This is a genomic window from Streptomyces sp. NPDC033216 (assembly GCF_055577115.1).
In genome coordinates, this window is record NZ_JBVIQK010000003.1 from 592,831 (window position 1) to 617,363 (window position 24,533).

A 24,533-nucleotide genomic window follows, 5' to 3' on the forward strand; every position below is an offset into this window, starting at 1 on the left:
CCATGACCGTGCCGCCGCCTTCACGCCGTCGTACTCTCCCGCCCGTCTCAACCGGCCTCGGTGCGCCCGCCCTCCACCTGGGCCCGCACCTGCTCGGGCGTCAGATAGGTGTCGGTGTACTCGAAGTCCTTCAGCTTGGCGGGGCGCCGGGCCTGGAAGCCGGTACGGACGAAGTCGTCGCCCGCGATCGCGTTCAACGTCCAGTTCGTCAGCACCCGCGCCTTGGCCACGCCCGTGCGGAGCGCCCCCCAGTGGTACCCGCGGGCCACCACCTGCGCGGGCAGGCCGCGCAGTTCGATGCCGAGTGGCTTGGACACGGCGTCGGTGCCACCGAGATCGACGACCAGGCCGAGGTCCTTGTGGGCGTACGGCCGCATCTCCTGGCCGCGCAGACGCGCGATGACGTTGTCGGCGGCGACCTTGGCCTGCCGCATCGCGTGCTGGGCGGTCGGCGGGCAGACGGCGCCCTCCTCGCCCTTGGCCTCGTCGGGGACGGCCGCGGCGTCGCCGAGGGCGAACACCCCGTCGTGGCCGGGCAGATCCATGCGAGAGGTGACCGCGAGGCGCCCGCGCACCGTCTCCGCGCCGAGCGTGGCGATCAGAGGGCTCGCCACCACACCGGCGGTCCAGATCAGCGTGTGGGTCGGCACCACCCGGCCGTCGGTGAAGGTGACCTCCTGAGGCCCGGCCTTGGCGATGGACACCCCGAGGGACACCTCGACGCCCCGCCTGCGCAGCACCTCCTGCGCGCTGCGGCCGAGCTTGTCGCCGAGTTCCGGCATCAGCTTCGGCGCGATGTCGATGAGGTGCCACTTGATCAGGCTCGGATCCAGCCTGGGGTAGCGCTTGACCGCGTTGTGGGTGAGCAACTGGAGGCAGGCGGCGGTCTCGGTGCCGGCGTAGCCGCCGCCGACCACCACGAACTGGAGCCGTGCCGCCCGCTCGGCGGGGTCGTTGCTGGCGTCGGCGAGGTCGAGCTGGGTGATGACGTGGTCGCGGATGTAGGCCGCCTCCGCGAGCGTCTTCATCCCGAAGGCGTGGTCGGTCAGCCCCGGGATGTCGAAGGTGCGGGTGACGCTGCCGGGAGCCAGCACGATGTAGTCGTACGGCTCGTTAACGATCTCGTCGGTGATGGTCCGGATGACGCAGACCTTCGACTCCAGGTCCACGCCGATGGCGCCGCCCGGAATGATCCGGGTGCGGTACTTCTCGCTGCGGCGCAGCGACAGAGCGATCGACTGGGGCGTCAGCACCCCGGAGGCGACCTGCGGCAGCAGCGGCAGATAGAGCTGGTAGGCGAACGGTGTCACCAGGGTGACGTCGGCCTCCGCGGCGGCGAGTTTGCGTTCCAGGCGTCGAACGCACCCCACTCCCGCGAAGCCCGCGCCCACCACCAGGATCCTGGGTCGTGTCACGATGTCCATCCCTTTCTGCGGCTCCAGGCGGTCTGCCCCGACGTCGTGCGGGTGCCCGCCGGCGGCCTTTTCGCACACCGTTGATCCCATCGCGACCGGAGCGGTTGCGCCAGCCGGACGGAGCATGCAGACGAACGATTCTCCTGAGGGCCCGTGCTACCCGCCCAACGCCCGTGTACGCCCTCGTCCTACGGGTACGCCCGACGTACATGACAAGCGCGGTGGCCGGAGGGCAGAGGTGTGGAGTGCGCGGAGGGCTCCGGCGACGGCCGGCGGGACAGCCGGGTGGCGCAGGCCAGGCGGGTCGTCGACGCGGTCGAGAGCCTGGTGGCCGACTGGCTCGCGACGGCCGAGGAGGGCACGCTCCGGCTGCCCGCCCGCCAGTTGCTCGCCCTGCGGACGGTGCGCCACACCCCCGAGCTCAATCTGACCGCCCTGGCCGAGCGACTCGGCGTGGCACTGCCGACCGCGAGCCGTCTGTGCGACCGGCTGGAGGCGGCCGGCCTGCTGGAACGCACCGTCCGGCCGCGCAACCGGCGCGAGGTGCAACTCGTGCTGACCGCCTACGGCCACCGCGTCCTCACGGACGTCACCGAACGCCGCGTACGCCGCCTGGCGACGGTCCTCGAAGCCATGACCCCGAGCCAGCGCAACGCCCTGGAACGGGGACTGACGGGTTTCCGGCAGGCACGGACCACCGGGTTCGCGCCACCGACCGACGGGGACCGGTGACCGACCGGCGGTGGGGGCCGCCCGCCCCTCATCCCGCCGTGACCACTCCGCTGTCGATGTGGCACAGCAGCAGACACACGTCGTCGTCCCGCTCGGAGTCGCTCAGCATCGGGTCCAGGATGCGCTCGGCCGCGCCGTCGAGGTCCGCGTCCAGGTCCCCGGTGCCGAAGGAGCCGAGTGCCGCCGCGAGCCGTTCGATTCCCGGGTCTATGCCCTGGGCGCGCCGCTCCACCAGCCCGTCCGTGTAGAGCACCAGCGTGGAGCCGGGCACCAGGGGCTCCGTGTGGTCGGCGATCTCCTGGTGGAGCGGGATGCCCAGCATCGCCGCCGGCTTGGCGTCCAGCGTGCGCACCCGTCCGTCCGGGTCGCGCAGCACGGGAGGCGGGTGCCCGGCGGCCGCCCAGGTCAGCACCGGCTCGCCGGGCTGGAAGCGGGCGATGACGGCGGTGGCGTACAGGTCGGGCTGGAGGTGGTGCAGGAAGGTGTGCAGCCGGGTCAGCAGCACGCCGGGGCTGCCGCCGTCGACGGCGTAGGCCCGCAGTGCGGTGCGCAGTTGGCTCATCATGACGGCCGCGTGCAGTCCGTGCCCGGTCACGTCGCCGATGACGGTGATCAGGCTGCCGTCGGGCTGCCGGAACGCGTCGTACCAGTCGCCGCCGATGTTCAGCCCGTACGTGGCCGGCAGATAGCGGGCCGCCAGGCGCAGGCCGGGAGTGGTCGGCAGATCGGTCAGCAGGGCCCGCTGGAGCGTCTCGGCGATGTCCCGGTTGTGCTCGAAGCGGCGCGCGTTGTCCAGCGCGATGCTGGCCCGCCGGGTCAGCTCGATCAGCATGACGGCGTCGTCCGGGTTCCAGCGCTCGCCCGGCGGGGTCAGCGTCAGCACTCCCAGGGGGGCGCGACGGGTCGGCAGCGGGACGCACAACAGCGGCCCGCCGGCGTGCAGTGCCGACGGCGGCTGGTCGTCGACGCCGGGCAGCCCGCCGCGGTGGTCGGCGGCGTACTGGGGACGGCCGGTCCGGGCGGCGACGACCGCGGCCGCCGGGCGCGGGACGGAGGACCGCGGGTCGCCCTCGGAGTCGAACAGCCAGATGTCGACCGTGCTCGCGTACTCGGGCACCAGCAGCTGGGGCAGTCGGCGCATGATCTCCTCGTGGTTGAGGGACGCCGTCAGCACCGCGCTGGCGTCCGCGAGGAAGGTCAGTCTGCGCCGGGCGCTCTCCGCCTCCTGGCGGGCCGCGCGCTCCGCCGCGAACGCGTCGCGCTGGGCGCGTCCGGCCGCGTCCAGCTCGGCGTGCAGCGCCAGAACGCCCTGGTTGGTCTGGTGCAGCTCCTCCCGGTGGAAGGCGACCAGTTCTTCCTGCTCGGCGAGCCGGTCCAGCACCAGGGCGGTGTCCTCGTCGGCCCCGAGCAGGGCCTCCGCCAGGACAGCCGTGTCGTCCGCCACCGCCGCGGCCACGGCGGGATCGGCCGGCTCGGCGCAGGGCACGGTGACGTGCCACGGCGGCTCCCCGGTGGCGGGGAGCGGGGCGAGTTCGACGCGCAGCCGGTCCCCGTCGGTCGCCAGGACGAGCCGCCAGCCGCCGCCCTTGGTCAGACACTGGCGCAGCCGTCCGCTGAGCGCGGTGGCCAGCCGCGTCCGCTCCAGCGGCACGACGCCGTACGCGGCGGCCAGCCGCGTGGCGGCGATACGGGCGCGTGCCGCGTCGGTGACGGTGGTGATCTCCCAGGTGCGCATCAGGGGCGGTCCGGCGGTATCGGGGACAGGACGGCCACGGCCGTGTCGTCACGCACCGGGCGGGCGGAACTGCTGGTGTCGCGCACGATGACCGCCGCGGTGACCGCGGGGTCGGCCGTCGCGAGCCGGGGGTCGCCGGGTGGCACCCAGCGGCTGGGCAGCCCGTCGCTGTGCAGGACCAGCAGGCGGTCGGCCGCCCAGGGCGCCACGGTCTCCGGCAGCCTCGTGGGGCGGTGCGCGCCCACGATGCCGGGCCGGGAGAGCAGATGGCGCCAGGAGTCGCCCTCGCGCAGCCGCGCTCCCACATTGCCGATCCCGGCGAACCGCAGCAGCTCGGCCCGCGCGTCGAGCTGGGCCACCGCGACCGCGGCGCCCCGCGTGCCGCGCAGCGCGGCGTCCAGGCGGTGCAGGATCTCCGCGGGCGGGAGGTGGGCGCTGCGGTGCAGCTCGTCCACGGCCGCCGAGGAGGCGAGGGCCGCCTGTGGCCCGTGGCCCAGCCCGTCGGCGAGCATCAGGGTCAGCACGTCACCGGCCCGCACCCAGGTCCAGGCGTCGCCCGAGCACTCGGCGCCGGCGAAGGGGATGTTCACCCCGCCGGCCCGCGCGGGTGCCGGATCGCCGGGATCGGTCTGCGCGGCGGCACCCAGCCGGGCCAGCGCGACCGTGCCGCGCCCCGGCGCGCTGTGCAGGTCGAAGCCGTCGGACACCCGTCGGCAGGTGCCCAGCCCGGCGCCGAGGGAGCCCGCCGTGGAGAACCCGTCGCCGAACGCGGCCGGTACGTCGGCCATGCCCGGACCGTGGTCCACCGCGGCTATCTGCACGACGACCCCGCCCCGCCCGGCCGGCGGGGCGACCAGGTCGACGAGGAGCTGTCCGCCGTCGGCGTGCTTGAGGAGGTTGGTGGCCAGTTCCGTCGCCACCAGCGCGGCGGCCGACGTGCGGCCCTCGTCGAGGCCGACGAGGGCCGCGGCCTCCTCGGCGGCCACGCGCGCGTCCCGCACCCGCGTCGAGTCGTGCACCGGCACGTCCCACACCCGGGGCATCAGGGCTCCTCGCGCGGCCGGGGGGTGCGGGACGCCCAGGAGGTCACCGTGACCGTCGTACCGGCACCGGGCGTGCTGTCGATGGTGAACTCGTGCACCAGCCGCCGGGCGCCGCCCAGGCCCATGCCGAGGCCGCCACCGGAGGTGAAGCCGTCGCGCAGGGCCTGCTCCACGTCGGGGATGCCGGGCCCCGAGTCGGAGAACGTCAGCCGCAGCCCCTTGACCCGGCCGTCGGTGAGCGGCACCGCCCTCATCTCCCCGCCCCCGCCGTACACCAGCGTGTTGCGGGCCAGTTCGCTGGCGGCCGTGACCAGCTTGGTCTGTTCCACCAGGCCGAAGCCGAGCGAGGCGGCGGCCTGCCGTACATGCTGCCGCACCCACACCAGATCCAGATCCGAGCGGATCGGCAGGCGGGCCTCGACGCCCGCCGCGGTCCCGCTCACCGGGGCTCCCGGCGCGGACCGCCCGACGCCGTGCCGTCCGTCCGTCCGAGCAGTTCCAGAGCCGCCGCCGTGCTCAGCGCGGTCCGCAGGCCCGGCAGTGTCAGGCCCAGTTCCACCAGCGTGAGCGCGACCGCCGGACGCATCCCGGCCACCACGGTCTGCGCGGCCAGCAGCCGGGCGTTGGCCGCGATCTCGGCGAGCACCCGCCCGAGGAAGGAGTCGACGATCTCGATGCCGGAGATGTCGATGACCACGCCGGTCACCCGGCTGTGGGCGATGGCCTCCACGATGTCCTGCCGGAGCTGCTCCGCGGTGCTGTCGTGCAGGTCCCCCTGGAGGGTGACCAGCAGGACGTCGCCGATCCTGAGCACCGGCACGGTGGCCCCGACGGCGCGGGAGTGGTCGTCGTTCACCGTGGACCCGCACCGCCGGGCGTGGCGTGCACGATGCCGGCGCCCAGCTCGTGCAGGGCGTACGCCAGGGCATCGGCGAGACCGGCGCGGGTGATGACGGTACCGAGGTCGAGACCGAGGTGCACGATGGTCTGCGCGATGGCGGGCCGGATGCCCGAGACGACGCACTCCGCGCCCATCAGCCGGACCGCCGCGACGGTCTTCATCAGGTGCTGCGCGACCAGCGAGTCGACCGTCGGCACCCCGGTGATGTCGAGGATGGCGTACCGCGCCTGCTGGTCGACGACCGCCTCCAGCAGGGTCTCCATCACGACCTGGCTGCGCGCGCTGTCGAGCGTGCCGATGAGCGGTACGGCGACGATGCCGTCCCAGAGCCTGATGACCGGCGTGGCGACCTCCAGCAGCTGCATCTGCTGCCGGTCGATGAGGGACTGGACCTCCGTCAGGGCGGTCTCCATGACCACGAGCCGCAGGGTGCCCATCAGGACCGTCAGGACCTCCGTCGACTCCCGGACGTGGTCCGCCGGCGCGTCCGGCAGATCGGCGACGAGCAGGTTGACCACGGGGGCCCGGAGGGCGTCCACCTCGCTGGAGACCTGCGAGGTGCTCATCCCGGACCGGGAGCGGGAGGCCGACATCCGGGCCAGCTGCTCGCGCACGACGGTGAACCCGGCACTGTCGGAGTCCTGCACCCGCCCGGAGGCGACGACCTGGGCGAGGGCGTCGACGACGCTCCGGCCGGCCTCGACCGCCTCGTCGCGCGAGACGGTGAACACGGCGCGGAACAGGGGTTCATCGGCCCAGCGCTGGGCGATCTGCTCCCGGCGGCGGCTCAGGAAGGCCCCGACCTCCTCCGTCGGTGTTCCCTGCGACTCGGCCGCTTCGTGCTCCGGCAATGCCTCACTCCTCGTCTGCGTCCTGCCGCCGCGCACCGGCCCGGCCGGCGGGACGACGTTCGTCCTGGGGGCCGGCCTGCGCCGCGACACCCGCGCGGCAGCCGACACCGGCCCCGTCACTCTCTTGCCCAGCCCGCACGGTTGTCAAATGGCAACTGTTGTACGGCCGTGGGCCGCACCCCGCGGCGCGCGCAGGGGTGCGGCGAGCCGGCCGGCCGGGTACAGAAGACCTCGGGCTACGGAGCCTCGGACGACGCCTGTGCGCGGTCGATGAGTGCCAGGGCGTCGTCCACCTTGTCCGAGATGGGCACCGTGATGCTGACCCCGGTGAGGTCCAGTACCCGGCGCACGGCGGGCGTCGGATCGATCACGTGCACACTGCCCGGCAGCTCCCGTGCCTCCTGGTACACCCGCAGGATGATGTTCATCCCGGACGAGTCCATGAACGGCACCTCCGACAGGTCCAGCAGGAAGTGCCGGCGCCCGTGATGGAGCTGGTTCGCCAGATGGGCCTGGAACTCGGTCGCGGTGTCGAGGTCCAGATGGCCCGCGACCGTGACCAGGGCCACGTCCTCCCGGGGCAGGGTGACCTCGACGGACAACGGGTTCTGGGCGATGGACACGAGTACCTCCGAAAACTGACGGTCCGGGATCTGCCCCGGTGGGCGACTGCGGTGCGCGGCAGGAACGCGGGCGGACGGGAGCGCACCGGCCTCGGCCCGTGCGCTTCCCCTCCCCACCTGTGTTCCTGCCGCGCACCGCGCCCCCGCGGATACCCCGGAAGCGGACGGGTATGCGTCTCCGGCCGGGTGAACCGTCTAACCCAGCCTCATCCCCACGATGCACGTGTCGTCGTCCGTGTCGGACCTGCTGTGGGTGAGCAGCCGGTCCAACTGCTGATCCAGCGACGGCGACTTGGTGCGCGCCTGGCTCAGCAGCTGCGTCAGCGACTCCTCCACCGACCGGTCCCGCCGCTCGATCAGGCCGTCGGTGTACATCAGCAGCGTGTCCTCGGCCGCGAGCTCGATCTCCGCCTCTTCGTAGGACGTCTCCGGTACAGCGCCCAGCAGCATCCCCTGGAGCAGGGGCAGCGGGGCGGCGGCCGAGCCGCGCACCAGGACCGGCGGCAGGTGGCCCGCCCTGGCCCACCGCAGGGTGCGCCGGACCGGGTCGTACAGCCCGCACACCGCCGTCGCCGTGACGGCGCCCGTCAGATGGTGGGCGACGATGTTCAGCCACGACAGCAGCTGAGCCGGGCCGGCGCCGGTCACGGCGAGACCGCGCAGCGCGTTGCGCAGGACGACCATGCTGGTCGCCGCCTCGATGCCGTGCCCGGCGACGTCGCCGACACACAGCAGCACCAGCCGGGACGGCAGCACGAAGGCGTCGTACCAGTCGCCGCCCACGAGGTGCTCCTCCTCGGCCGGCCGGTAGCGCACCGCCACCTGGAGGCCCGCCATGTTCAGCGGCGCCCGGGTGGGCGGCATGATCGCGTTCTGGAGCTGAAGGGCCAGTCGGCTGCGCTCGCTGGCATGCTGCTCGGTCTGGGCGAGCTGGTCACGGGTGGCGGCGAGCGCCACCTCCGTCCAGTGCTGGGAGGAGATGTCCTGGTACGCGCCGCGTACGGCCACCAGCTGCCTGTCGGTGTCCAGGACCGGCTCGGCGACGATGCGCACGTGCCGGGTCACCCCGTCCGGCTGCTGGAGCCGGAAGGCGGCGGACGCCGAACGCCGGTGGTGCAGCAGGGTGCGCAGGAAGCGGCCGATGGAGACCGCGTCGTCCGGGTGGGCGTGGGCCCTCAGTTCCTCCAGCCGCACCGGAGGGCTCGACGGGTCCCGCCCGTACAGCGCGAACAGCTGCCCGTTCCACGTCGTCTCGCCCGTGAGGACGTTCTCCTCGAAGCCGCCGATCCGGCCGAGACGCTGGGCGTGCTGCAACAGGCTCGCCAGCCGGGCCGCCTCGTCCTCGATGCGCCAGATGAGCAGCACGCAGGTGCCGTGGCGGCTGATGCTCAGATCCGCCACCGCCGACAGCGGTACCTCGTCGACGAGCGCGGTCAGGCTCATACGGCGGGCCCGGAACGGTTCGCCCGTGGCGTGGACCCGCTCGATGCGCTGGAAGAGGTCGCTGTCGCCCGCCGCCATCGGGTAGGCCTCCAGCAGCAGGGCGCCGTTGACCACCGCCCGCGGCCGACCCGCCGGGTCGAGGAAGTGGTCGTTGACGTGCTGGATGCGGAAGTCCACCAGCTGCCCCGTCGCGTCGACGAGCGGCACCAGCACCAGCGCCGGGTCGTGCAGGCCGTCCGCGAGGTCCATCAGCTCGGCGGCGTCCGGCAGCATCCGCGGTTCCCCGTCGGCGCCCTGGGCGTGGGGGTACGCCTGGAGCGTGTGCGCGCACAGCTCCGCGAGCGCCTCCACCTGGCGTACCACCTGTGGCGGCTGCGGATCCAGGAACGACGGCCAGGCGATCTCCAGGACGCCGTGGATCCGGCCTCCGGTCCCGGCGGGGACGGCGACCCGGCCGCCTTCCGGATGGGCCTGCCGGCCGATGGTGGGCAGCCCGGTCTGCGCGAGGGAGCCGATCCACTGGCCCGCGGGCTCGGTGAGGCCGAGCCGGGCCACCGTGGCGACGTCCGGCGGCACGTAGTGCCAGCGGGCGGCCTCGGTCGGGGCGAAGCCGGCGCTTCCGGCGAGCGTCAGCGAGCCGTCGGAGCCCGCCGCCCAGATCGCCACCGCCACCGCGCCGAGTGGGTCCAGGGCGTGCTGGAGCAGGGAGTCGGCGACAGCCTGCGCGTCGTGGGCCGCCAGCGCCCCGCTCTCGGCCGCCCGCAGCCGCAGGGCGGCGGACTCCTCGGCCGCCACGGCCCCTGTGACGGCCGCCATGAAGGCGTCGGTCACCTCGGACACCCGGTCCTGGGCGGCCTGGTTGATGACGTCCACCGCGAACTCCAGCGGCGTCACCCCGGCCTGCCGGGCCAGCTCGGTGAGCTGCCGGGCCGCCTCGGCCGGCCCGCAGCCGAGCCGCTCGACGAGGATTCCCTTGGCCAGCTCGACCAGCGCCCGCCCCTCGGCCTCGGCCTGCGCCGCCCGCACCTCACGGCGCAGCCGCTCGACGGTGGCCGCGAGGCGTCCGACGGAAGACGGGGCCGCTTCCCGGCCGGTCGCCACGACGCCGCGCCCGGACGCCGTGCCTCCGGCGCCCGCGGCCGCCTCCGGGGACGCTGCGGCCGGCCCGCCGGGGGACGGGGCGGCGACCGCGGGTCCCTCCGTGGGCGGTGCCGGAGAGGCGGCCTGCGCCGGTCCGGCCGGTCCCTCGGTCCGCTCGGGCTGCTGTTCGGACATGTTCACGGTGCGACGACTCCTCGGCCGGTACGCCTGGTGCTCGGACGGCGGGCCGCTCTCACGCGGTCAGCCAGCGGCGGACGCAGGACATCAGATCATGCGTGTCCACCGGCTTGGTGACGTAGTCGCTGGCCCCCGAGGCGAGACTCTTCTCCCGGTCGCCCGGCATCGCCTTCGCGGTCACCGCGATGATGGGCAGGTCGGCGTACTGCGGCATGGTGCGGATCTCGGCCGTGGCCGTGTACCCGTCCATCTCCGGCATCATCACGTCCATCAGGACCAGGGCGATGTCCGGATTGTCGCGCAGCGCCTCGATGCCCTCGCGCCCGTTCTCCGCGTGCAGCACCCGCAGGCCGTGCAGCTCCAGGATGCCGCTGAGCGCGAACAGGTTGCGCGCGTCGTCGTCGACGACCAGGACCGTCCGGCCGACGACGGCGTCGTCGACGGGCTGCGGTGCCACGGTGTGCGGCTCGTCCTGGCGGACCAGGGCGAGCACGTCGCCGGGCTCCTCGGCGGACAGGTGCAGCGTGATGCGTTCACGCAGTTCGTCGAGGCTCGACAGGAACTCCAGTGGCCGACCCGCCGACCAGGACCGGAGCGCCTCCTCCTGGGCGAAGTCCGTGCGGTGACCGCTGTGCACGAGCACCGGCACGTTCGCCAGCGCCGAGTCGCCCTGGAGGGCCTCCAGGAAGCGGGAGGCCTCCGCGTCGGGCATTCCGAGTTCCAGGACCACGCAGTGGCACGGCTCGGCGGCCAGTGCCCCCGCCGCCTCCCGCGCTCCGACAGCGGTGACCACGTCGACCGGCGGCGGAGTACCGTCCTCCCGGCCGCCCGCGATGTCGGCCATCACGCTCTCGGCGACCAGCGTCAGCAGCCCGCGCGGCCGTTCCTCCACGACCAGCAGCCGGCGTGGACGCCGGGCCGTGCCGGACGCCGCGGGCAGGCCCAGCGGGTGCCCGGCCTCCGCCAGGGGCCCGTCGTCGAGGCCACGCTCCACCGTCCGGCCGCCGCTGAGCACCTCCTCGAAGTCCCCGCGGGCCACCGGCAGGTAGAGCGTGAACGTGCTGCCCTTCCCGGGCGCGCTGTCCACCGTCACCGCACCGCCGAGCAGGTGGGCGATCTCCCGGGTGATGGACAGTCCGAGGCCGGTGCCGCCGTACTTGCGGCTCGTGGTGCCGTCGGCCTGCTGGAAGGCCCCGAAGATGGTTTCGAGCTGCTGCTCGGGGATGCCGATGCCGGTGTCCTTCACCCGGAAGGCCACCACCGTGCCGCCGCCGACAACCCCTTCGGGCGCCGCGTCCGCGTCCACCGGCTCGATGCGCAGCTCCACGCTGCCCTGCTCGGTGAACTTCACGGCGTTGGACAGCAGGTTGCGCAGCACCTGGCGCAGCCTGGAGTCGTCCGTCAGCAGGTCCGCCGGGGCGCCGGCGGCCGTGCTGATCGTGAACTCGAGACTCTTCTGCGTCGTCATCGGCCGGAACGTCGCCTCGACGTACTCGATGAGCTGCCGCAGCGGCACCCGTTCCGGGGACACGTCCATCTTGCCCGCCTCGACCTTCGACAGGTCCAGGATGTCGTTGATCAGCTGGAGCAGGTCCGAGCCCGCGGAGTGGATGATGCCCGCGTACTCCACCTGCTTCGGCGTCAGGTTGCGTGAGGGGTTCTGCGCGAGCAACTGGGCCAGGATCAGCAGGCTGTTCAGCGGAGTGCGCAGCTCGTGGCTCATGTTGGCCAGGAACTCCGACTTGTACTTCGACGCCAGCGACAACTGCTGCGCGCGCGCCTCCAGTTCCTGTCGTGCCTGCTCGATCTGAAGGTTCTTCGCCTCGATGTCCCGGTTCTGTGCCACGAGCAGCGAGGCCTTCTCCTCCAACTCGGCGTTGGAGCGCTGCAACTCCTCCTGCTGGGACTGCAACTCCGCGGACCGGGCCTGGAGTTCGGCGGTCAGTCGCTGCGACTCGCCGAGCAGCTCGTCGGTGCGGGCGTTGGCCACGATCGTGTTGACGTTGACCCCGATGGTCTCTCTGAGCTGTTCGAGGAAGTCCCGGTGGATCTCCTTGAACGCGGTGACCGACGCCAGCTCGATGACCCCGAGCACCTGGCCCTCGAACAGGATCGGCAGCAGCACCAGCGCGCTGGGTTCCACCTGACCGAGCCCGGAGGAGACCACGACGTACCCGGCGGGCAGATCGTCGACCATGATCGTACGACGGCTGCGCGCGGCCTGGCCGACCAGGGAGCGGCCGAACGGGATGCGGGTCGGGCGGGAGTCGTCGTCGGGGTAGCCGTAGGCGCCCACCAGCCGCAGCTCCGGACCCTTCGCACCGTCCTCGGCGAGGTAGAAGGCGCCGTACTGGGCCGCGACCAGCGGCACCAGCTCGTCCATGATCAGCTCCGCCACCACGGGCAGGTCGCGGTGACCCTGCATGAGCCCGGAGACCCGCGCGAGATTGGTCTTGAGCCAGTCCTGCTCCTGGTTGGCGAGCGTGGTCTCCCGCAGGGACCCCACCATCGAGTTGATGTTGTCCTTGAGTTCGGCGACCTCGCCGGAGGCCTCCACGGTGATCGAGCGGGTCAGGTCGCCCTCGGCGACGGCGCTCGTCACCTCGGCGATCGCCCGCACCTGACGGGTCAGGTTGCCCGCCAGCTCGTTGACGTTCTCGGTGAGGCGCTTCCAGGTGCCCGAGACACCCTCCACCTCGGCCTGCCCGCCCAGACGGCCCTCGGTGCCGACCTCGCGGGCCACGCGGGTGACCTCGTCGGCGAAGGCGGAGAGCTGGTCGACCATCGTGTTGATGGTCGTCTTGAGTTCGAGGATCTCGCCGCGGGCGTCGACGTCGATCTTCTTCGACAGGTCGCCCTTGGCCACCGCCGTCGTCACCAGCGCGATGTTGCGCACCTGGCCGGTGAGGTTGTTCGCCATCGAGTTGACGTTGTCGGTGAGGTCCTTCCAGGTGCCCGCCACGTTCGGCACGTGCGCCTGGCCGCCGAGCCGGCCTTCCGTCCCCACCTCGCGGGCGACACGGGTGACCTCGTCCGCGAAGGCCGACAACGTGTCCACCATGGTGTTGATGACATCGGCCAGCGCGGCGACCTCGCCCTTGGCCTCCACGGTGATCTTCTGCGACAGGTCGCCGCGCGCCACCGCCGTGGCCACCTGCGCGATGGAGCGCACCTGGCCCGTCAGGTTCGACGCCATGACGTTGACGTTGTCGGTCAGGTCCTTCCAGGTGCCGGAGACGCCCCGGACCGTGGCCTGCCCGCCGAGGTTGCCCGCCGTGCCGACCTCGCGGGCGACGCGGGTGACCTCGTCGGCGAAGGCGGAGAGCTGGTCGACCATCGTGTTGATGGTGTTCTTGAGTTCGAGGATCTCGCCGCGGGCATCGACGGTGATCTTCTGCGACAGGTCGCCCTCGGCCACCGCGGTGGCCACCTGGGCGACGTTGCGCACCTGGGCCGTGAGATTGCCCGCCATGAAGTTCACCGAGTCGGTGAGGTCCCGCCAGGTGCCCTTGACGCCCTTGACGTCCGCCTGGCCGCCCAACCGTCCCTCGGTGCCGACCTCGCGGGCGACGCGGGTGACCTCGTCGGCGAAGGCGGAGAGCTGGTCGACCATCGTGTTGATGGTGTTCTTGAGTTCGAGGATCTCGCCGCGGGCGTCCACGGTGATCTTCTGCGACAGGTCGCCCTTGGCGACCGCCGTGGTCACCTGGGCGACGTTGCGCACCTGGGCGGTGAGGTTTCCGGCCATGAAATTGACCGAGTCGGTGAGGTCCCGCCAGACACCGGCCACGCCGGGCACCTGCGCCTGCCCCCCGAGGCGTCCCTCGGTGCCCACTTCGCGGGCGACGCGGGTGACCTCGTCGGCGAAGGCGGAGAGCTGGTCGACCATCGTGTTGACGGTCTCCTTCAGCTGAAGGATCTCGCCTCGGGCGGGCACATCGATCTTCTGGGAGAGATCGCCCTTGGCCACCGCCGTCGCCACCTGCGCGATGTCGCGGACCTGGGTCGTCAGGTTCCCCGCCATGGCGTTCACGGAGTCCGTCAGGTCGGCCCAGGTGCCGGACACGCCGGGCACCTCGGCCTGCCCGCCGAGGGTCCCCTCGGTGCCCACCTCGCGGGCCACGCGCGTGACCTCGGAGGTGAAGACGGACAACTGGTCGACCATGCCGTTGAACACGGTCGCGATGTCGCCCATCAGGCCTTCGCCGTCGGCGGGCAGCCGGGTTCCGAAGTCTCCGTCCCGTACGGCTGTCAGGCCGGCCAGGAGGCGTCTGAGCTCCTGATCGCCGGGAGCCGTGTCCGCGGCCTCGGTGGCGTTGCTGGTCATGCGTACCCTCGTTCCGCTCCCCAGGAGCCCCCCCGGCGGGGGCTCGGAACCGGGCCGTCCCAGGAAGACGGCGCTCGCCGGTCTTGTGTGCATTTCCGCAGTTCACGGATGTGCGCGATGAGATAAATCCGCCGAAGGCTAACCCATGGGCCTACGGCGGAACAAAGTCTCGCGCCACGCCGGGCGCACAGAAGATTCACCGGGTGCGCACCGTGCATGCACGGTCGGAAACGGGGTACTAGAAAAGCTTTTCCCTCCGTCGGCCTCGTCAGGCGGCCTCGGAGCCCAGCAGGCCGAGCCGCAGCCGCGCCACCATGCGGCTGATGAGCCGGGAGACGTGCATCTGCGAGATGCCCAGTTCCTGGCCGATCTCCGCCTGCGTCCGCTCCTCCACGAACCGCAGATGCAGGATCCGCCGCTCCCGCGCGTCCATCTCGGCGATCAGGGGCGCCAGCGAGTTGAAGTCCTCGACGAGTTCGAGGGCGGGTTCCTCCGCGCCGATGAAGTCGGCCAGCGCCGACTCGCCGTCCGGACCGCCGTCGGAGGTGAGGGCGGCGTCGAGCGAGGCGGACGTGTAGCAGTTGGAGGCCTTGCGCGCCTCGATGACCTCCTCCTCCGAGAGCGACATCAGCTGCGACAGCTCCCGTGTGGTGGGCATGCGCCCCAGCCGCGACTGGAGCTCGTCGGTCGCGCGGGCCAGCTCCCCCCGCGCTTCCTGGAGTCGACGCGGCACGTGGACCGCCCAGCTGGTGTCGCGGAAGAACCGCTTGATCTCGCCGACGATGTACGGCACGGCGAAGGAGGTGAACTCGACCTCGCGGGTCAGCTCGAACCGGTCGATCGCCTTGATCAGTCCGATCGTCCCGACCTGGACGATGTCCTCCATCGAATCGCCCCGGCCGCGGAACCGGGAGGCCGCGTACCGCACCAGGGAGAGATTCATCTCGATCAGGGTGTTGCGCACGTACTGGTGCTCGCGCGTGCCCTCCTCCAGGACCGCCAGCCGGTCGAAGAAGGGGCGGGAGAGTTCCCGCGCGTCCCTCGGACTGACTTCGGTGGGCATGTCGATGAGCGGAACCCCGCCCCGCAGGGCGTCGTCGATGGTCTGCCGCCCTGCCGTGGCCGTTCGTTCCTGTGCCGTCACGGCCTTCATGCCGCTCACTCCGTTCGTGTGGGCCCGCCGAACTGCCGAGTTCGCCGGGCCTCCAGATGACGCAGTCCGTCTGCCCCCGCTTCCCCGACTCATGCCGCGGCGGACGCACCAGTGTCTTGCGTGGCGTGAACCGGTCGTACCTCGGGACGACACGAAGCCCCCGAATGCGGTCGCGGCTGCCGGGTATCAGAGTGCTGGGGAACACGAGAAGGGAGCAGCGTGACCATCGACAGCATCTGGTGCTATCCGTCGGTCAGCGGGCATGTCGAAGGACAGGACCTCACGGGGTACGCGGTGATCGGGACCGACGGCACCGTGGGGCACGTCGAACGCGAGGACGGCCACCACGGCATGTGGCACCTGGTCGTCGACACGGGCGTCTGGCTGTTCGGCAGGAGCGCCGTCGTCCCGGTGGGCCTGGTCACGTCCGTCGACACGGAAGGCCGGAAGATATCCCTCGCCTGCACCGTGGAGGAGGTCAAGGAGGCGCCACGCTTCCGGACCGACAGTGAGACCATGGACCCCGCCTATCTGACGGACGTCGCCGACTACTACCGTCGGCTGAGCGCGCGCGGGACCACGACCGCCTGACCGGAGCGGTGGTGGCCGTGCCGTGAGGGGAGACGAATCCGCGCCGGCCCGAGCGGCACCGCCGGGGTGTCGGCCCCCACCTCCGTACGAGCTCGCGCCGGCGGGGGTGGTCGTCACCCGCCGCCGGAACGCGGCGGCACGGTCGGCCGGGAGCCGGGGTCACCCACCTGCCGCTCGTCGTCCCGGAGGTGGTCGTCGACGCCGTCCCGCACGGCAGCGGTTCCGGCCGGCTTCGAAGCGACACCGACGCGTGACGGCGTGCGGCTGACGGGTCCACGACCATGGTGACGCCGTCGTCCCGACGCGGCATACGGCCTACCGACGGCCCGCCGCCGTGGCCATGGCCACGGCCGAAATCGAGCATCGGACCGCCTCGCGACGGCGCCGCGGCCCACGCCCCTCGGGCGGACGGACGGTCAGCGGCCTCGTCCCGATCCGGACCCGAGCGTCCCGGCCCCGGACCTGCGAGCGGCCGCCGCTTCGGTCACCACGGCAGGAAGACGTGTACGTCCTTCCCTCCGTCCGCGGACACCACGCTCACCTGGCTGCACAGCGTGTGGATCAGATGCCAGCCGATCCCACCGCCCCCCGCGTCGGGGTGGAAGGGGCGCGGCGCGGGCGCGGCGGGGTTGGTGTCGTGCAGCGTCACGTGCACCCCGTCGAAGGTGGGGCGCAGGTGCAGAACGAAAGGGCCCGGCGCGTACTGGACCGCGTTGGACGCCAACTCCGTGACGATCAGCACGATGTCGTGCCAGTACTCGGGCGCCGCGGGCGGGGTCGCGCGGGCGAGGATACGGAGGAACTCCTCGGCGGCCAGGCGCGCACCTGTCACGTCCTGCGGTTCACCCGCGAAGCGGGCGGTGCGGCTCGGAATGGCCCAGGAGGCCGGTGAGTCGTCACCACGGGGCTCGGTTGCCATGTCGTCGTGCGGCCCCCTGTCGCCGGGACCGTCGTCCTTTCTCGTGGGGCTCTCTCCTTGCCACTCCCCAGGGTTCCCTAGGAGGGGCGGTCTACGCGTCGGGCACCGGGCCGCGGAGCCCGGCCACGGACGGCGACCGGACGGCCACGGTCGTGCGGGCACGGCCCGGCGCACATCAGCGGAACACGTCGTCGGTGTCGTCCCAACTCAGCACCTCGGCCGGTGGGCTCTCCCGGGGGATCCGCACCCGGGTCTGGTACATGGCCTCGATCTCGGCGGCGTAGTGCCGCACGATCGAGTCGCGGCGCAGCTTCATCGACGGAGTCAGCAACCCGTTGGCGTGGTCGAACGGCTCCGGCAGCACCCGGAACACCCGGATCGACTCCGACCGGGACACCGCGTTGCTGGCCGCGGCCACCGCCCGCCCCACCTCCTCCCGCAGGGCGTTCTCCTCCCGAACCTCCCGGCTGGAGCCGTCGCCGCCGTGCGGCGGCAGGTTGCGGCGCCAGTGCGCGACGAACTCCGGATCCAGTGTGATCAACGCCCCCACACAGGGCCGGCCGTCACCGACGACCACCGCCTGATGAACGAGCGGGTGCAGCCGCAGCCGCTGCTCGAGCGCGGCCGGTGCCACGCTCGTGCCGCCGCTGGTGATGATCACGTCCTTCTTGCGGCCGGTGATGGTCAGGTAGCCGTCGCCGTCAAGGTGCCCCAGATCCCCGGTGGCCAGCCAGCCGCCCGACAGCGTGGCCCGCGTGGCGGCGTTGTCGTTGACGTAGCCCTGGAACAGCGACGGTCCCCGTACCAGGATCTCCCCGTCGCCGGCCACCTGGATCTCCGTACCCGGCAGGGCCCGCCCGACGGTCCCCGACTTCTCCCGCCCGAAGGGCTGCATGGTGATCCCGCCGCTGGTCTCCGTCAGACCGTAACCGTCGTGGACGTAGATGCCGATGCCCTCGTAGAAGAGGGACAGGTCGCGGTGGAGCGGCGAGCCGCCCGAGGTCGCGCGGTGCACGCGGCCGCCCAGGGCGGCACGGAGTCTGCGGTACACCGTCCGTTCGAACAGGGCGTGCTGGAGCCGCAGATCGAAGGCGGGGCCCGAACCCCGGCCGAGCCGCTGGCGTTCGACGGCCGCCGCGAAGTCCCGGGCGGTGTCCGCGGCCCGTTCGAAGAGCGCCCCGCGGCCTGTCTCCTGGGCCGCGCGCAGGAAGTTCTTGTAGATCTTCTCGAAGACCGACGGGACCCCGTACAGGTGGGTCGGACGGAAGGACAGGAGCGCCTCGGCGAGGGCCTCCCCGCTCAGGTCCGGTTCGTGCCCCATCAGAATGCCGCCGCGCAGGCACAGTCCCTGGACCATCAGCCCGTACACATGGGAGAAGGGCAGGAAGGCGAGGACGGACGGCTGCTGTCCGGGCGGCCCCGCGGTGTTCCCCCAGCCGGCCAGCAGGGTGTCGCACGGCGAGGCCAGGCTGCGATGGGTGAGCGCGCATCCCAGGGGACGGCCCGAGGTGCCGGAGGTGTACGCGATCACCGCGGTGGAGTCCGGCAGCACGATCCGGCGCAGCGAGTCCACGGTGGTCTGAGGGATCACCTCGCCCCGGCGGGTGAGGTCCCCGAACGCCCCCGCGTCGAGCTGCCAGACGTGCCGCAGGGACGGCAGCGTCGCGCACACCGAACCCACCGTCATGACGCTCTGCTCGTCCTCGACGAGCACGCCCACACAGCCCGCGTCCCGCAGGATCCACTCGACCTGGTCGCGCGAGGACGTCGGATGCACGGGGACGATCTCGGCGCCCACCGCCCAGAGGGCGTAGCCGAGCACCGTCCACTCGTAGCGGGTGCGCGCCATGACCGCCACCCGGTGGCCCGGCGAGATCCCCGAAGCGATGAGCCCCTTGGCGAGGTCCACGACCTGGTCGCGCAGCTCCGCGGCCGTCACGTCCTCCCACGGCCCCGAGGGAGTGGACCGGCGGGCGAGTACCGGCAGAGAGGGAGTGCGGGCGGCTGTCTCGAAAACGCTGTCGGCGAGACCTCCGGTCAGGGGCGGGGCGACTGGGGGAGCGAGGGCGACATCGCGCATGCGCTGCTCCTGACAGGTACGGGCTGTGACTCCGCCGACGAGGACAGTCATCGACGGTGGTCGAATGTAGCCCAGGCGGGACCGCTTGTGGCCGGGATCGGATAACTATTCCGCGTTGATGATCTCGGCGGCGGACTGTTGGCGAACCGGACGTTCGGGCACTCGGCGGACATGACCTACATCAGTCCCGACCCCGAACCGGAACGCAGCACAGGACTGGAACCGGGCGGCGGCGTACCGCCGGGCGAGACACCGCCCGCGGAGAGCAGCATGCCCGAGGCCGGACCGCGGGAGACCCACAATCCCCCCAAGGGCTGGGCCAAGGGCCCGCTCACCCTGATCATCCTTCTCACCGTGCTGGTCGCGGGCTTCTTCCTGGCCTACGCCCTGATCCTCATCTTCTGACCACAGCCCCCACACTCCGACCACGGCCGGACCGGCGGGAGACGTCAGCCCTGGGTGTGCCGCACGCAGCCGGTGACGACCTCGCGCAGGCTTCCGGTGCGCTCCCACAGCTCGCGCTGCACCATGGCACCGTTGCCGTGGCGCAGCAGATCGGCACAGGTCGTGCGGACCCGCTCCAGGTCACCGCTGTCGGCCAGCGCCTCCGCCACATGATCGATCAGGGCCCGCACCACCGTCTCGGCGGGCGCCTGCCGCAGGGTCGCCGGATGCAGCAGATCGCCGGTCAGCCCGGACTTGGCGGCCCGCCAGTCCGCCAGCCGCAGCAGACTCACACTGTGGTCGGCAGGTTCCTCGCCGGCCTTCCACTCGCGGGCCGCGGTCTCGACGAGGCCGCGCACCAGCGCGGCGACGAGCACGGCGGTGTCCGCGCGCAGGCAGACGTCCGAGACCCGGATCTCCACCGTCGGGTAGCGCGCCGACAGCCGGGCGTCGAAGTAGACCATCCCCTCGTCGAGGATCGTGCCGGTGGCCACCATGTCCGCCACCCGCTGGTGATAGCGCTCCGCCGAACCGAACAGCTCGGTCGGACCGGCCGACGGCCAGCGCTTCCACACCCTGCTGCGATAGCTGCTGTACCCCGTCTCGCTGCCCTGCCAGAACGGGGAGTTCGAACTGAGTGCCGCCAGCACCGACAGCCAGGGCCGGATCCGGTCGAGGACGGCGACGCCCTCCTCGTCCGACTCCACCGACACATGGACATGACAGCCGCAGACGAGCTGTTCACGGGTGGCGATGCCGTACTGCTCCGCCATCCACTGGTAGCGCCGGTTCATGCCGACGGAGGGGCGCACCGGCAACGGCGACGTCGCCAGCGCCGCCACCGTGCACCCGATCTCTCCGGCGTGCCGGGCCGCCTCCCCGCGTATGCGGACGATCTCCTCCGCGAGTTCGTCCATGCCCGACTGCGGGTGGGTGGCGAACTCCAGCATCTGGTTGTGCAGTTCGTTCTCGAAAACATCCTGGTCCTCCCGGTCCCGCGCGGCGCGGGCGAGAACCGCGGCGGAGAGCGCCTGCGGTTCTCCGGTCTCCGGGTCGACCAGGAGGAGTTCCTCCTCGACTCCGACGGTGCGCACGTGATGCAGCCCTTCTCTGGGTGGGTGGTACGCACCCGCCTGCCCCGTCGAGACCGCTTCACACGGAGGTGGGCGTCAGCCACACGGTCGCGAGGGGCGGCAGGGTGAGGACGACCTCCCCGTTCTCCGGCTTGATCCCGTCGAGCAGACGCACGTCGCTGCCGCCGTACCGCATGTCGTCGGTGTTGAGTGCCTCGTACCAGACGGGGATGTCGTCCGGCACGGCCAGCCGGTGGTCGTGGCGGACGACGGGGGAGAAGTTGCTGACCGCGAGGAGTGGGACGCCCTCGGCGTCGTAGCGCAGGAACGCGAAGACGTTGTCCTCGGCCGCGTCGCAGAGAACCCAGCGGAAGCCGCCCGGGTCGGTGTCCCGCTGCCACAGCGCCGGGGTCGCGCGATAGCGCGCGTTGAGGTCGCGGACCAGGTCCCGTACACCGCGGTGGTCGGCCGCCGCGCCGTAGCCCTCGTCGAGCAGCCACCACTCGGGGCCGTGTGCCTCCGACCACTCCCCTCCCTGGGCGAACTCCTGCCCCATGAAGAGGAGCTGCTTGCCCGGATGGGCCCACATGAAGGCGAGGTAGGCGCGGTGGTTGGCCCGCCGCTGCCACCAGTCGCCGGGCATCTTCGAGACAAGCGCCTGCTTGCCGTGCACGACCTCGTCGTGGGAGATGGGCAGGACGTAGTTCTCGCTGTAGGCGTACACCATGGAGAAGGTCATCTCGTGGTGGTGGTACTTGCGGTGCACCGGCTCCTTGGCGACGTACTCCAGCGAGTCGTGCATCCACCCCATGTTCCACTTCAGCCCGAATCCCAGGCCGCCGCTGTCGGTCGGCCGGGTCACCCCCTCCCAGGCCGTGGACTCCTCCGCGATGGTCACCACGCCCGGGTTGCGGCGGTACACCGTCGCGTTCATCTCCTGGAGGAACGCCTTCGCGTCCAGATCCTCCCGGCCGCCGAACATGTTCGGCGTCCACTGCCCGCCGTCCCGCGAGTAGTCGAGGTAGAGCATGGAGGCGACGGCGTCCACCCGGAGCCCGTCGATGTGGAACTCCTCGCACCAGTACACCGCGTTGGCCACGAGGAAGTTGCGCACCTCCGTGCGCCCGTAGTCGAACTCGAACGTCCCCCAGTCCGGATGCTCCGCCCGCTGCGCGTTTCCGGGCTCGTACAGCGGGTCCCCGTCGAAGCGGGCCAGCGCCCAGTCGTCCTTGGGGAAGTGCGCCGGCACCCAGTCCACGATGACGCCGATCCCGGCCCGGTGCAGCGCGTCGACCAGGTGCTTGAAGTCGTCGGGCGTGCCGAGCCGGGAGGACGGAGCGTAGAAACCGGTGATCTGGTAGCCCCAGGAACCGGAGAACGGATGCTGGGCGACCGGCATGAACTCCACATGCGTGAAACCGAGGTCGTTCACGTACGCCGGCAGCTCATCGGCCAGCTGGCGGTACGTCAGCCCGGGCCGCCAGGACGGCAGGTGCACCTCGTACACCGAGAACGGCGCCGCGTGCACGGGCACGTCCCCCCGGTGCGCCATCCACTCGGCGTCGCCCCACTCGTAGTGCGAGGCGTGCACGATCGACGCGGTGTCCGGCGGGACCTCCGCGCACCGGGCCATCGGGTCGGCCTTGAGGAAGCGGTGCCCGTGGCGCGAGGTGATCTCGAACTTGTACCGGGTGCCCTCGCCGACCCCGGGCAGGAACAGCTCCCACACCCCGGACGAGCCGAGGGAGCGCATCGGGAACGCGGTGCCGTCCCAGTAGGTGAAGTCCGCGGCGACCCGCACCCCCCGGGCGTTCGGCGCCCACACCGTGAACCGGGTGCCGGCCACGCCCTGGTGGGTCATCGGCTCGGCACCGAGCGCCTTCCACAGCTGCTCGTGCCGGCCCTCCCGGATGAGGTGCAGATCGAGATCGCCCAGCGCCGGCAGGAAGCGGTAGGGATCGTGCACCTCCGTCTCGTCTCCCTCGTACGCCACCAGCAGCGTGTACGCCGGGACCTCGGCCAGTGGCAGGACGGCGGCGAAGAGGCCGTCGCCCTCCGACACCAGCGGGGTGCGTCGGCCGTCCACGAGGACGGCGACCGAGCGTGCGAAGGGACGCAGCGCCCGGAACAGGATGCCGTCCGGCACCGGGTGCGCGCCCAGCAGGGCGTGCGGGTCGTGGTGCGCTCCGGCCAGCAGGCGCCCCCGGTCGGCGGGGTCGAGCGCGGGGGCCACCGGCGGGCGAGGGCCGGCCGACTCGGGCCGAGAAGTGTCACGCAGAGCCATCGGTCAGCCTCCTCGGACGGCGAGTCGTTCGATCGCCGCCATGGGTACGGGTAGCCAGTCGGGACGGTGCCGCGCCTCGTACAGCACCTCGTACACGGCACGGTCGGTTTCGTAGGCACGCAGCAGGGCGTGCTTCTTGCGGGGGTCCCAGCCGGCCTGTTCCGCGTACCCGGCGCAGAACGCCTCCCGGCAGCGGCGGGCCCACTCGGGACGCCAGGGGCGGCGCTGCCGGGCGGCGTAGTCGAACGAGCGGAGCATGCCCGCGATGTCCCGGACCGGGGACTGCGCACTGCGCCGCTCGGCCAGCGGCCGGGACGGTTCGCCCTCGAAGTCGATGACGAACCACTCGCGTCCGGCACGCAGCACCTGCCCCAGGTGCAGATCGCCGTGGATGCGCTGGGCCGGCGGGCCCGTATCGCAGGCGGCGAGCGCACCGAAGGCCGTGGTGAGCCCGGGGACGTACGGACGCAGCGCCGGCACGTGGTGGGCGGCGGTCTCCAGCCGCTCGGTCATCCCGGCCGCCGTCCGCGCGTTGTCACCGAGCGGTCCGGCGGGGAAGGCCGCGGCCAGCGCGAGGTGCACCTCCGCGGTGGCCCCGCCCAGCACGTGGGCCTGGGGAGTGAAGTCCTGCCCGCGGGCCAGTGCGTCCAGGGCCAGGGTCCAGCCGTCGGAGGCGTCGGGCAGGAACGGCTGGAGGACACCGAGTGTCGCCTCCTGCGGATGGGTCGTGCGGTACCAGGCCACCGGGGCCGGCACCCGGCCGCACCCCTGCCCGGCCAGCGCGACCGGCACCTCCAGGTCCGGGTTGACTCCGGGCTGGATACGCCGGAACACCTTCAGGATGAACGCGTCGCCGTAGACCAGCGAGGTGTTGGACTGCTCGGCCTCCAGCAGCCGGGGCGCCAGCCCGGCCGGCACGTGGACCGACGGGTCGGACTCGAAGCACAGCGGACCGAGCGGCCCTGGATGCCGCATGCGCTCCAGCAGCAGATGCGCCGACCGCGGGTCCTGCAACGCGTCGTGCACGGTCAGTCCGGCCAGCGCTCCTTCCTCGACCCTGCCGATGAGGGCCCGGCCCAACCGCGGCGACAGATGCTGCTGGATGCCGAGGAGCAGCTGGTAGCAGTCATCGGGCGGGGGAGTGCCGCCCGGTGAGGGCATGCCCGACTGGCCGGTCTGCACCAGCAGATGCAGACAGCCCGGATACAGCTCCGTCATGGACAGCAGACGCAGGTCGTTGAGGGGCCGGTCCTTGCCCGCGAACCAGCGCTGCCGAGGCAGCCACTCGCGCAGCAGTGCCCCTAGCGTTCCCGTGGAGCGGACGCCGACGGCACTGCCCGGGCTCAGAGATGCGGTCTTCTGCATGGTGACGCGTCCTTCCCTCGGCGCACGCTCACAGGCGCCGGCCGACGCGGGATGCGGCTCGGACGAGCCGGAACCAGTAGAAACCGTGTCCTGCGAGGGTGAGCAGGTAAGGCAGTTCACCGATCGCGGGGAAGCGGACGCCCCCGAACAGTTCGACCGGGTGGCGGCCGTCGAAGCGACGCAGGTCCAGCTCGGTGGGCTGGGCGAAGCGGGAGAAGTTGTGGACGCACAGGACCAGGTCGTCCTCGTACTCGCGCAGGAAGGCGAGGACGGCCG

Annotated in this window: 19 protein-coding genes; 3 read left to right on the plus strand and 16 right to left on the minus strand. The window is 72.1% G+C overall.

Going from position 1 to position 24,533, the window contains the following annotated elements; all coding sequences use genetic code 11:
• Positions 1-47: 47 nt before the first annotated feature.
• The gene (locus ACZ5Y0_RS09310) at positions 48-1,424 is read right to left on the minus strand and encodes an NAD(P)/FAD-dependent oxidoreductase (protein ID WP_469127997.1); all 1,377 of its coding nucleotides are present in this window, start codon (positions 1,422-1,424) and stop codon (positions 48-50) included.
• A 231-nt stretch (positions 1,425-1,655) separates the two neighbouring features.
• Here ACZ5Y0_RS09310 and ACZ5Y0_RS09315 point away from each other — a divergent pair, with 231 nt between their 5' ends.
• Positions 1,656-2,147, plus strand: a complete 492-nt coding sequence (locus ACZ5Y0_RS09315) for a MarR family winged helix-turn-helix transcriptional regulator (protein ID WP_469127998.1) — start codon at positions 1,656-1,658, stop codon at positions 2,145-2,147.
• 28 nt (positions 2,148-2,175) lie between these two features.
• Here the strand turns inward: ACZ5Y0_RS09315 and ACZ5Y0_RS09320 are convergent, their stop codons facing one another.
• From ACZ5Y0_RS09320 to ACZ5Y0_RS09360, 9 genes are all read right to left on the minus strand, one after another.
• Positions 2,176-3,885, minus strand: a complete 1,710-nt coding sequence (locus ACZ5Y0_RS09320; RefSeq protein ID WP_469128043.1) for a PP2C family protein-serine/threonine phosphatase — start codon at positions 3,883-3,885, stop codon at positions 2,176-2,178.
• Positions 3,882-4,925 carry a SpoIIE family protein phosphatase gene (locus ACZ5Y0_RS09325; protein ID WP_469127999.1) on the minus strand — a complete coding sequence of 348 codons (1,044 nt, stop codon included), beginning with the start codon at positions 4,923-4,925 and terminating at the stop codon, positions 3,882-3,884. The genes ACZ5Y0_RS09320 and ACZ5Y0_RS09325 overlap by 4 nt, the downstream gene beginning before the upstream one ends.
• The gene (locus ACZ5Y0_RS09330; protein WP_469128000.1) at positions 4,925-5,368 is read right to left on the minus strand and encodes an anti-sigma regulatory factor; all 444 of its coding nucleotides are present in this window, start codon (positions 5,366-5,368) and stop codon (positions 4,925-4,927) included. The genes ACZ5Y0_RS09325 and ACZ5Y0_RS09330 overlap by 1 nt, the downstream gene beginning before the upstream one ends.
• On the minus strand, positions 5,365-5,781 hold the full coding sequence (locus ACZ5Y0_RS09335; RefSeq protein ID WP_469128001.1) for an STAS domain-containing protein: 417 nt from the start codon (positions 5,779-5,781) through the stop codon (positions 5,365-5,367). The genes ACZ5Y0_RS09330 and ACZ5Y0_RS09335 overlap by 4 nt, the downstream gene beginning before the upstream one ends.
• On the minus strand, positions 5,778-6,677 hold the full coding sequence (locus tag ACZ5Y0_RS09340) for an STAS domain-containing protein (RefSeq protein WP_469128002.1): 900 nt from the start codon (positions 6,675-6,677) through the stop codon (positions 5,778-5,780). The genes ACZ5Y0_RS09335 and ACZ5Y0_RS09340 overlap by 4 nt, the downstream gene beginning before the upstream one ends.
• 236 nt (positions 6,678-6,913) lie before the next feature.
• Entirely contained in the window at positions 6,914-7,300 is a 387-nt protein-coding gene (locus ACZ5Y0_RS09345; RefSeq protein ID WP_469128003.1) for an STAS domain-containing protein, read from the minus strand.
• Between the two features lie 195 nt (positions 7,301-7,495).
• Positions 7,496-10,018 (minus strand): SpoIIE family protein phosphatase, encoded by a 2,523-nt coding sequence (locus tag ACZ5Y0_RS09350; RefSeq protein WP_469128044.1) that lies wholly within the window; start codon positions 10,016-10,018, stop codon positions 7,496-7,498.
• 58 nt (positions 10,019-10,076) lie between these two features.
• Entirely contained in the window at positions 10,077-14,348 is a 4,272-nt protein-coding gene (locus tag ACZ5Y0_RS09355; RefSeq protein ID WP_469128004.1) for a hybrid sensor histidine kinase/response regulator, read from the minus strand.
• A 268-nt stretch (positions 14,349-14,616) separates the two neighbouring features.
• Positions 14,617-15,501 carry an RNA polymerase sigma factor SigF gene (locus ACZ5Y0_RS09360; RefSeq protein WP_469128005.1) on the minus strand — a complete coding sequence of 295 codons (885 nt, stop codon included), beginning with the start codon at positions 15,499-15,501 and terminating at the stop codon, positions 14,617-14,619.
• A 219-nt stretch (positions 15,502-15,720) separates the two neighbouring features.
• Here ACZ5Y0_RS09360 and ACZ5Y0_RS09365 point away from each other — a divergent pair, with 219 nt between their 5' ends.
• Positions 15,721-16,092: a PRC-barrel domain containing protein gene (locus tag ACZ5Y0_RS09365; RefSeq protein ID WP_469128006.1), complete on the plus strand. Its 372-nt coding sequence runs from the start codon at positions 15,721-15,723 to the stop codon at positions 16,090-16,092.
• A 484-nt stretch (positions 16,093-16,576) separates the two neighbouring features.
• Here the strand turns inward: ACZ5Y0_RS09365 and ACZ5Y0_RS09370 are convergent, their stop codons facing one another.
• Both ACZ5Y0_RS09370 and ACZ5Y0_RS09375 read right to left on the minus strand, forming a co-directional pair.
• Positions 16,577-17,011 carry an ATP-binding protein gene (locus ACZ5Y0_RS09370; RefSeq protein WP_469128007.1) on the minus strand — a complete coding sequence of 145 codons (435 nt, stop codon included), beginning with the start codon at positions 17,009-17,011 and terminating at the stop codon, positions 16,577-16,579.
• Positions 17,012-17,186: 175 nt separating this feature from the next.
• Positions 17,187-19,091, minus strand: coding sequence for an AMP-dependent synthetase/ligase (locus tag ACZ5Y0_RS09375; RefSeq protein ID WP_469128008.1), 1,905 nt, complete (start codon positions 19,089-19,091; stop codon positions 17,187-17,189).
• 171 nt (positions 19,092-19,262) lie between these two features.
• Between ACZ5Y0_RS09375 and ACZ5Y0_RS09380 the strand changes: the two genes are divergently transcribed.
• Positions 19,263-19,496 carry a DUF6480 family protein gene (locus tag ACZ5Y0_RS09380; RefSeq protein WP_469128009.1) on the plus strand — a complete coding sequence of 78 codons (234 nt, stop codon included), beginning with the start codon at positions 19,263-19,265 and terminating at the stop codon, positions 19,494-19,496.
• Between the two features lie 44 nt (positions 19,497-19,540).
• Here the strand turns inward: ACZ5Y0_RS09380 and ACZ5Y0_RS09385 are convergent, their stop codons facing one another.
• The 4 genes from ACZ5Y0_RS09385 to ACZ5Y0_RS09400 all read right to left on the minus strand — a co-directional run.
• Positions 19,541-20,629, minus strand: a complete 1,089-nt coding sequence (locus ACZ5Y0_RS09385) for a glutamate--cysteine ligase 2 (protein ID WP_469128010.1) — start codon at positions 20,627-20,629, stop codon at positions 19,541-19,543.
• A gap of 58 nt (positions 20,630-20,687) precedes the next feature.
• Positions 20,688-22,892, minus strand: a complete 2,205-nt coding sequence (glgB, locus tag ACZ5Y0_RS09390) for a 1,4-alpha-glucan branching enzyme (protein ID WP_469128011.1) — start codon at positions 22,890-22,892, stop codon at positions 20,688-20,690.
• 3 nt (positions 22,893-22,895) lie between these two features.
• The gene (locus ACZ5Y0_RS09395; RefSeq protein WP_469128012.1) at positions 22,896-24,257 is read right to left on the minus strand and encodes a maltokinase N-terminal cap-like domain-containing protein; all 1,362 of its coding nucleotides are present in this window, start codon (positions 24,255-24,257) and stop codon (positions 22,896-22,898) included.
• Positions 24,258-24,285: 28 nt separating this feature from the next.
• The coding region (locus ACZ5Y0_RS09400; RefSeq protein ID WP_469128013.1) for an alpha-glucosidase C-terminal domain-containing protein at positions 24,286-24,533 on the minus strand (248 nt) is incomplete at its 5' end.

Coding starts and splice junctions, on each gene's coding strand:
- ACZ5Y0_RS09310 (WP_469127997.1), bottom strand. CDS start 1,424: ATGGACATCGTGACACGACCCAGGATCCTGGTGGTGGGCGCGGGCTTC.
- ACZ5Y0_RS09325 (WP_469127999.1), bottom strand. CDS start 4,925: ATGCCCCGGGTGTGGGACGTGCCGGTGCACGACTCGACGCGGGTGCGG.
- ACZ5Y0_RS09375 (WP_469128008.1), bottom strand. CDS start 19,091: ATGCGCGATGTCGCCCTCGCTCCCCCAGTCGCCCCGCCCCTGACCGGA.
- glgB (WP_469128011.1), bottom strand. CDS start 22,892: ATGGCTCTGCGTGACACTTCTCGGCCCGAGTCGGCCGGCCCTCGCCCG.
- ACZ5Y0_RS09380 (WP_469128009.1), top strand. CDS start 19,263: ATGACCTACATCAGTCCCGACCCCGAACCGGAACGCAGCACAGGACTG.
- ACZ5Y0_RS09370 (WP_469128007.1), bottom strand. CDS start 17,011: ATGGCAACCGAGCCCCGTGGTGACGACTCACCGGCCTCCTGGGCCATT.
- ACZ5Y0_RS09355 (WP_469128004.1), bottom strand. CDS start 14,348: ATGACCAGCAACGCCACCGAGGCCGCGGACACGGCTCCCGGCGATCAG.
- ACZ5Y0_RS09360 (WP_469128005.1), bottom strand. CDS start 15,501: ATGAAGGCCGTGACGGCACAGGAACGAACGGCCACGGCAGGGCGGCAG.
- ACZ5Y0_RS09395 (WP_469128012.1), bottom strand. CDS start 24,257: ATGCAGAAGACCGCATCTCTGAGCCCGGGCAGTGCCGTCGGCGTCCGC.
- ACZ5Y0_RS09350 (WP_469128044.1), bottom strand. CDS start 10,018: ATGTCCGAACAGCAGCCCGAGCGGACCGAGGGACCGGCCGGACCGGCG.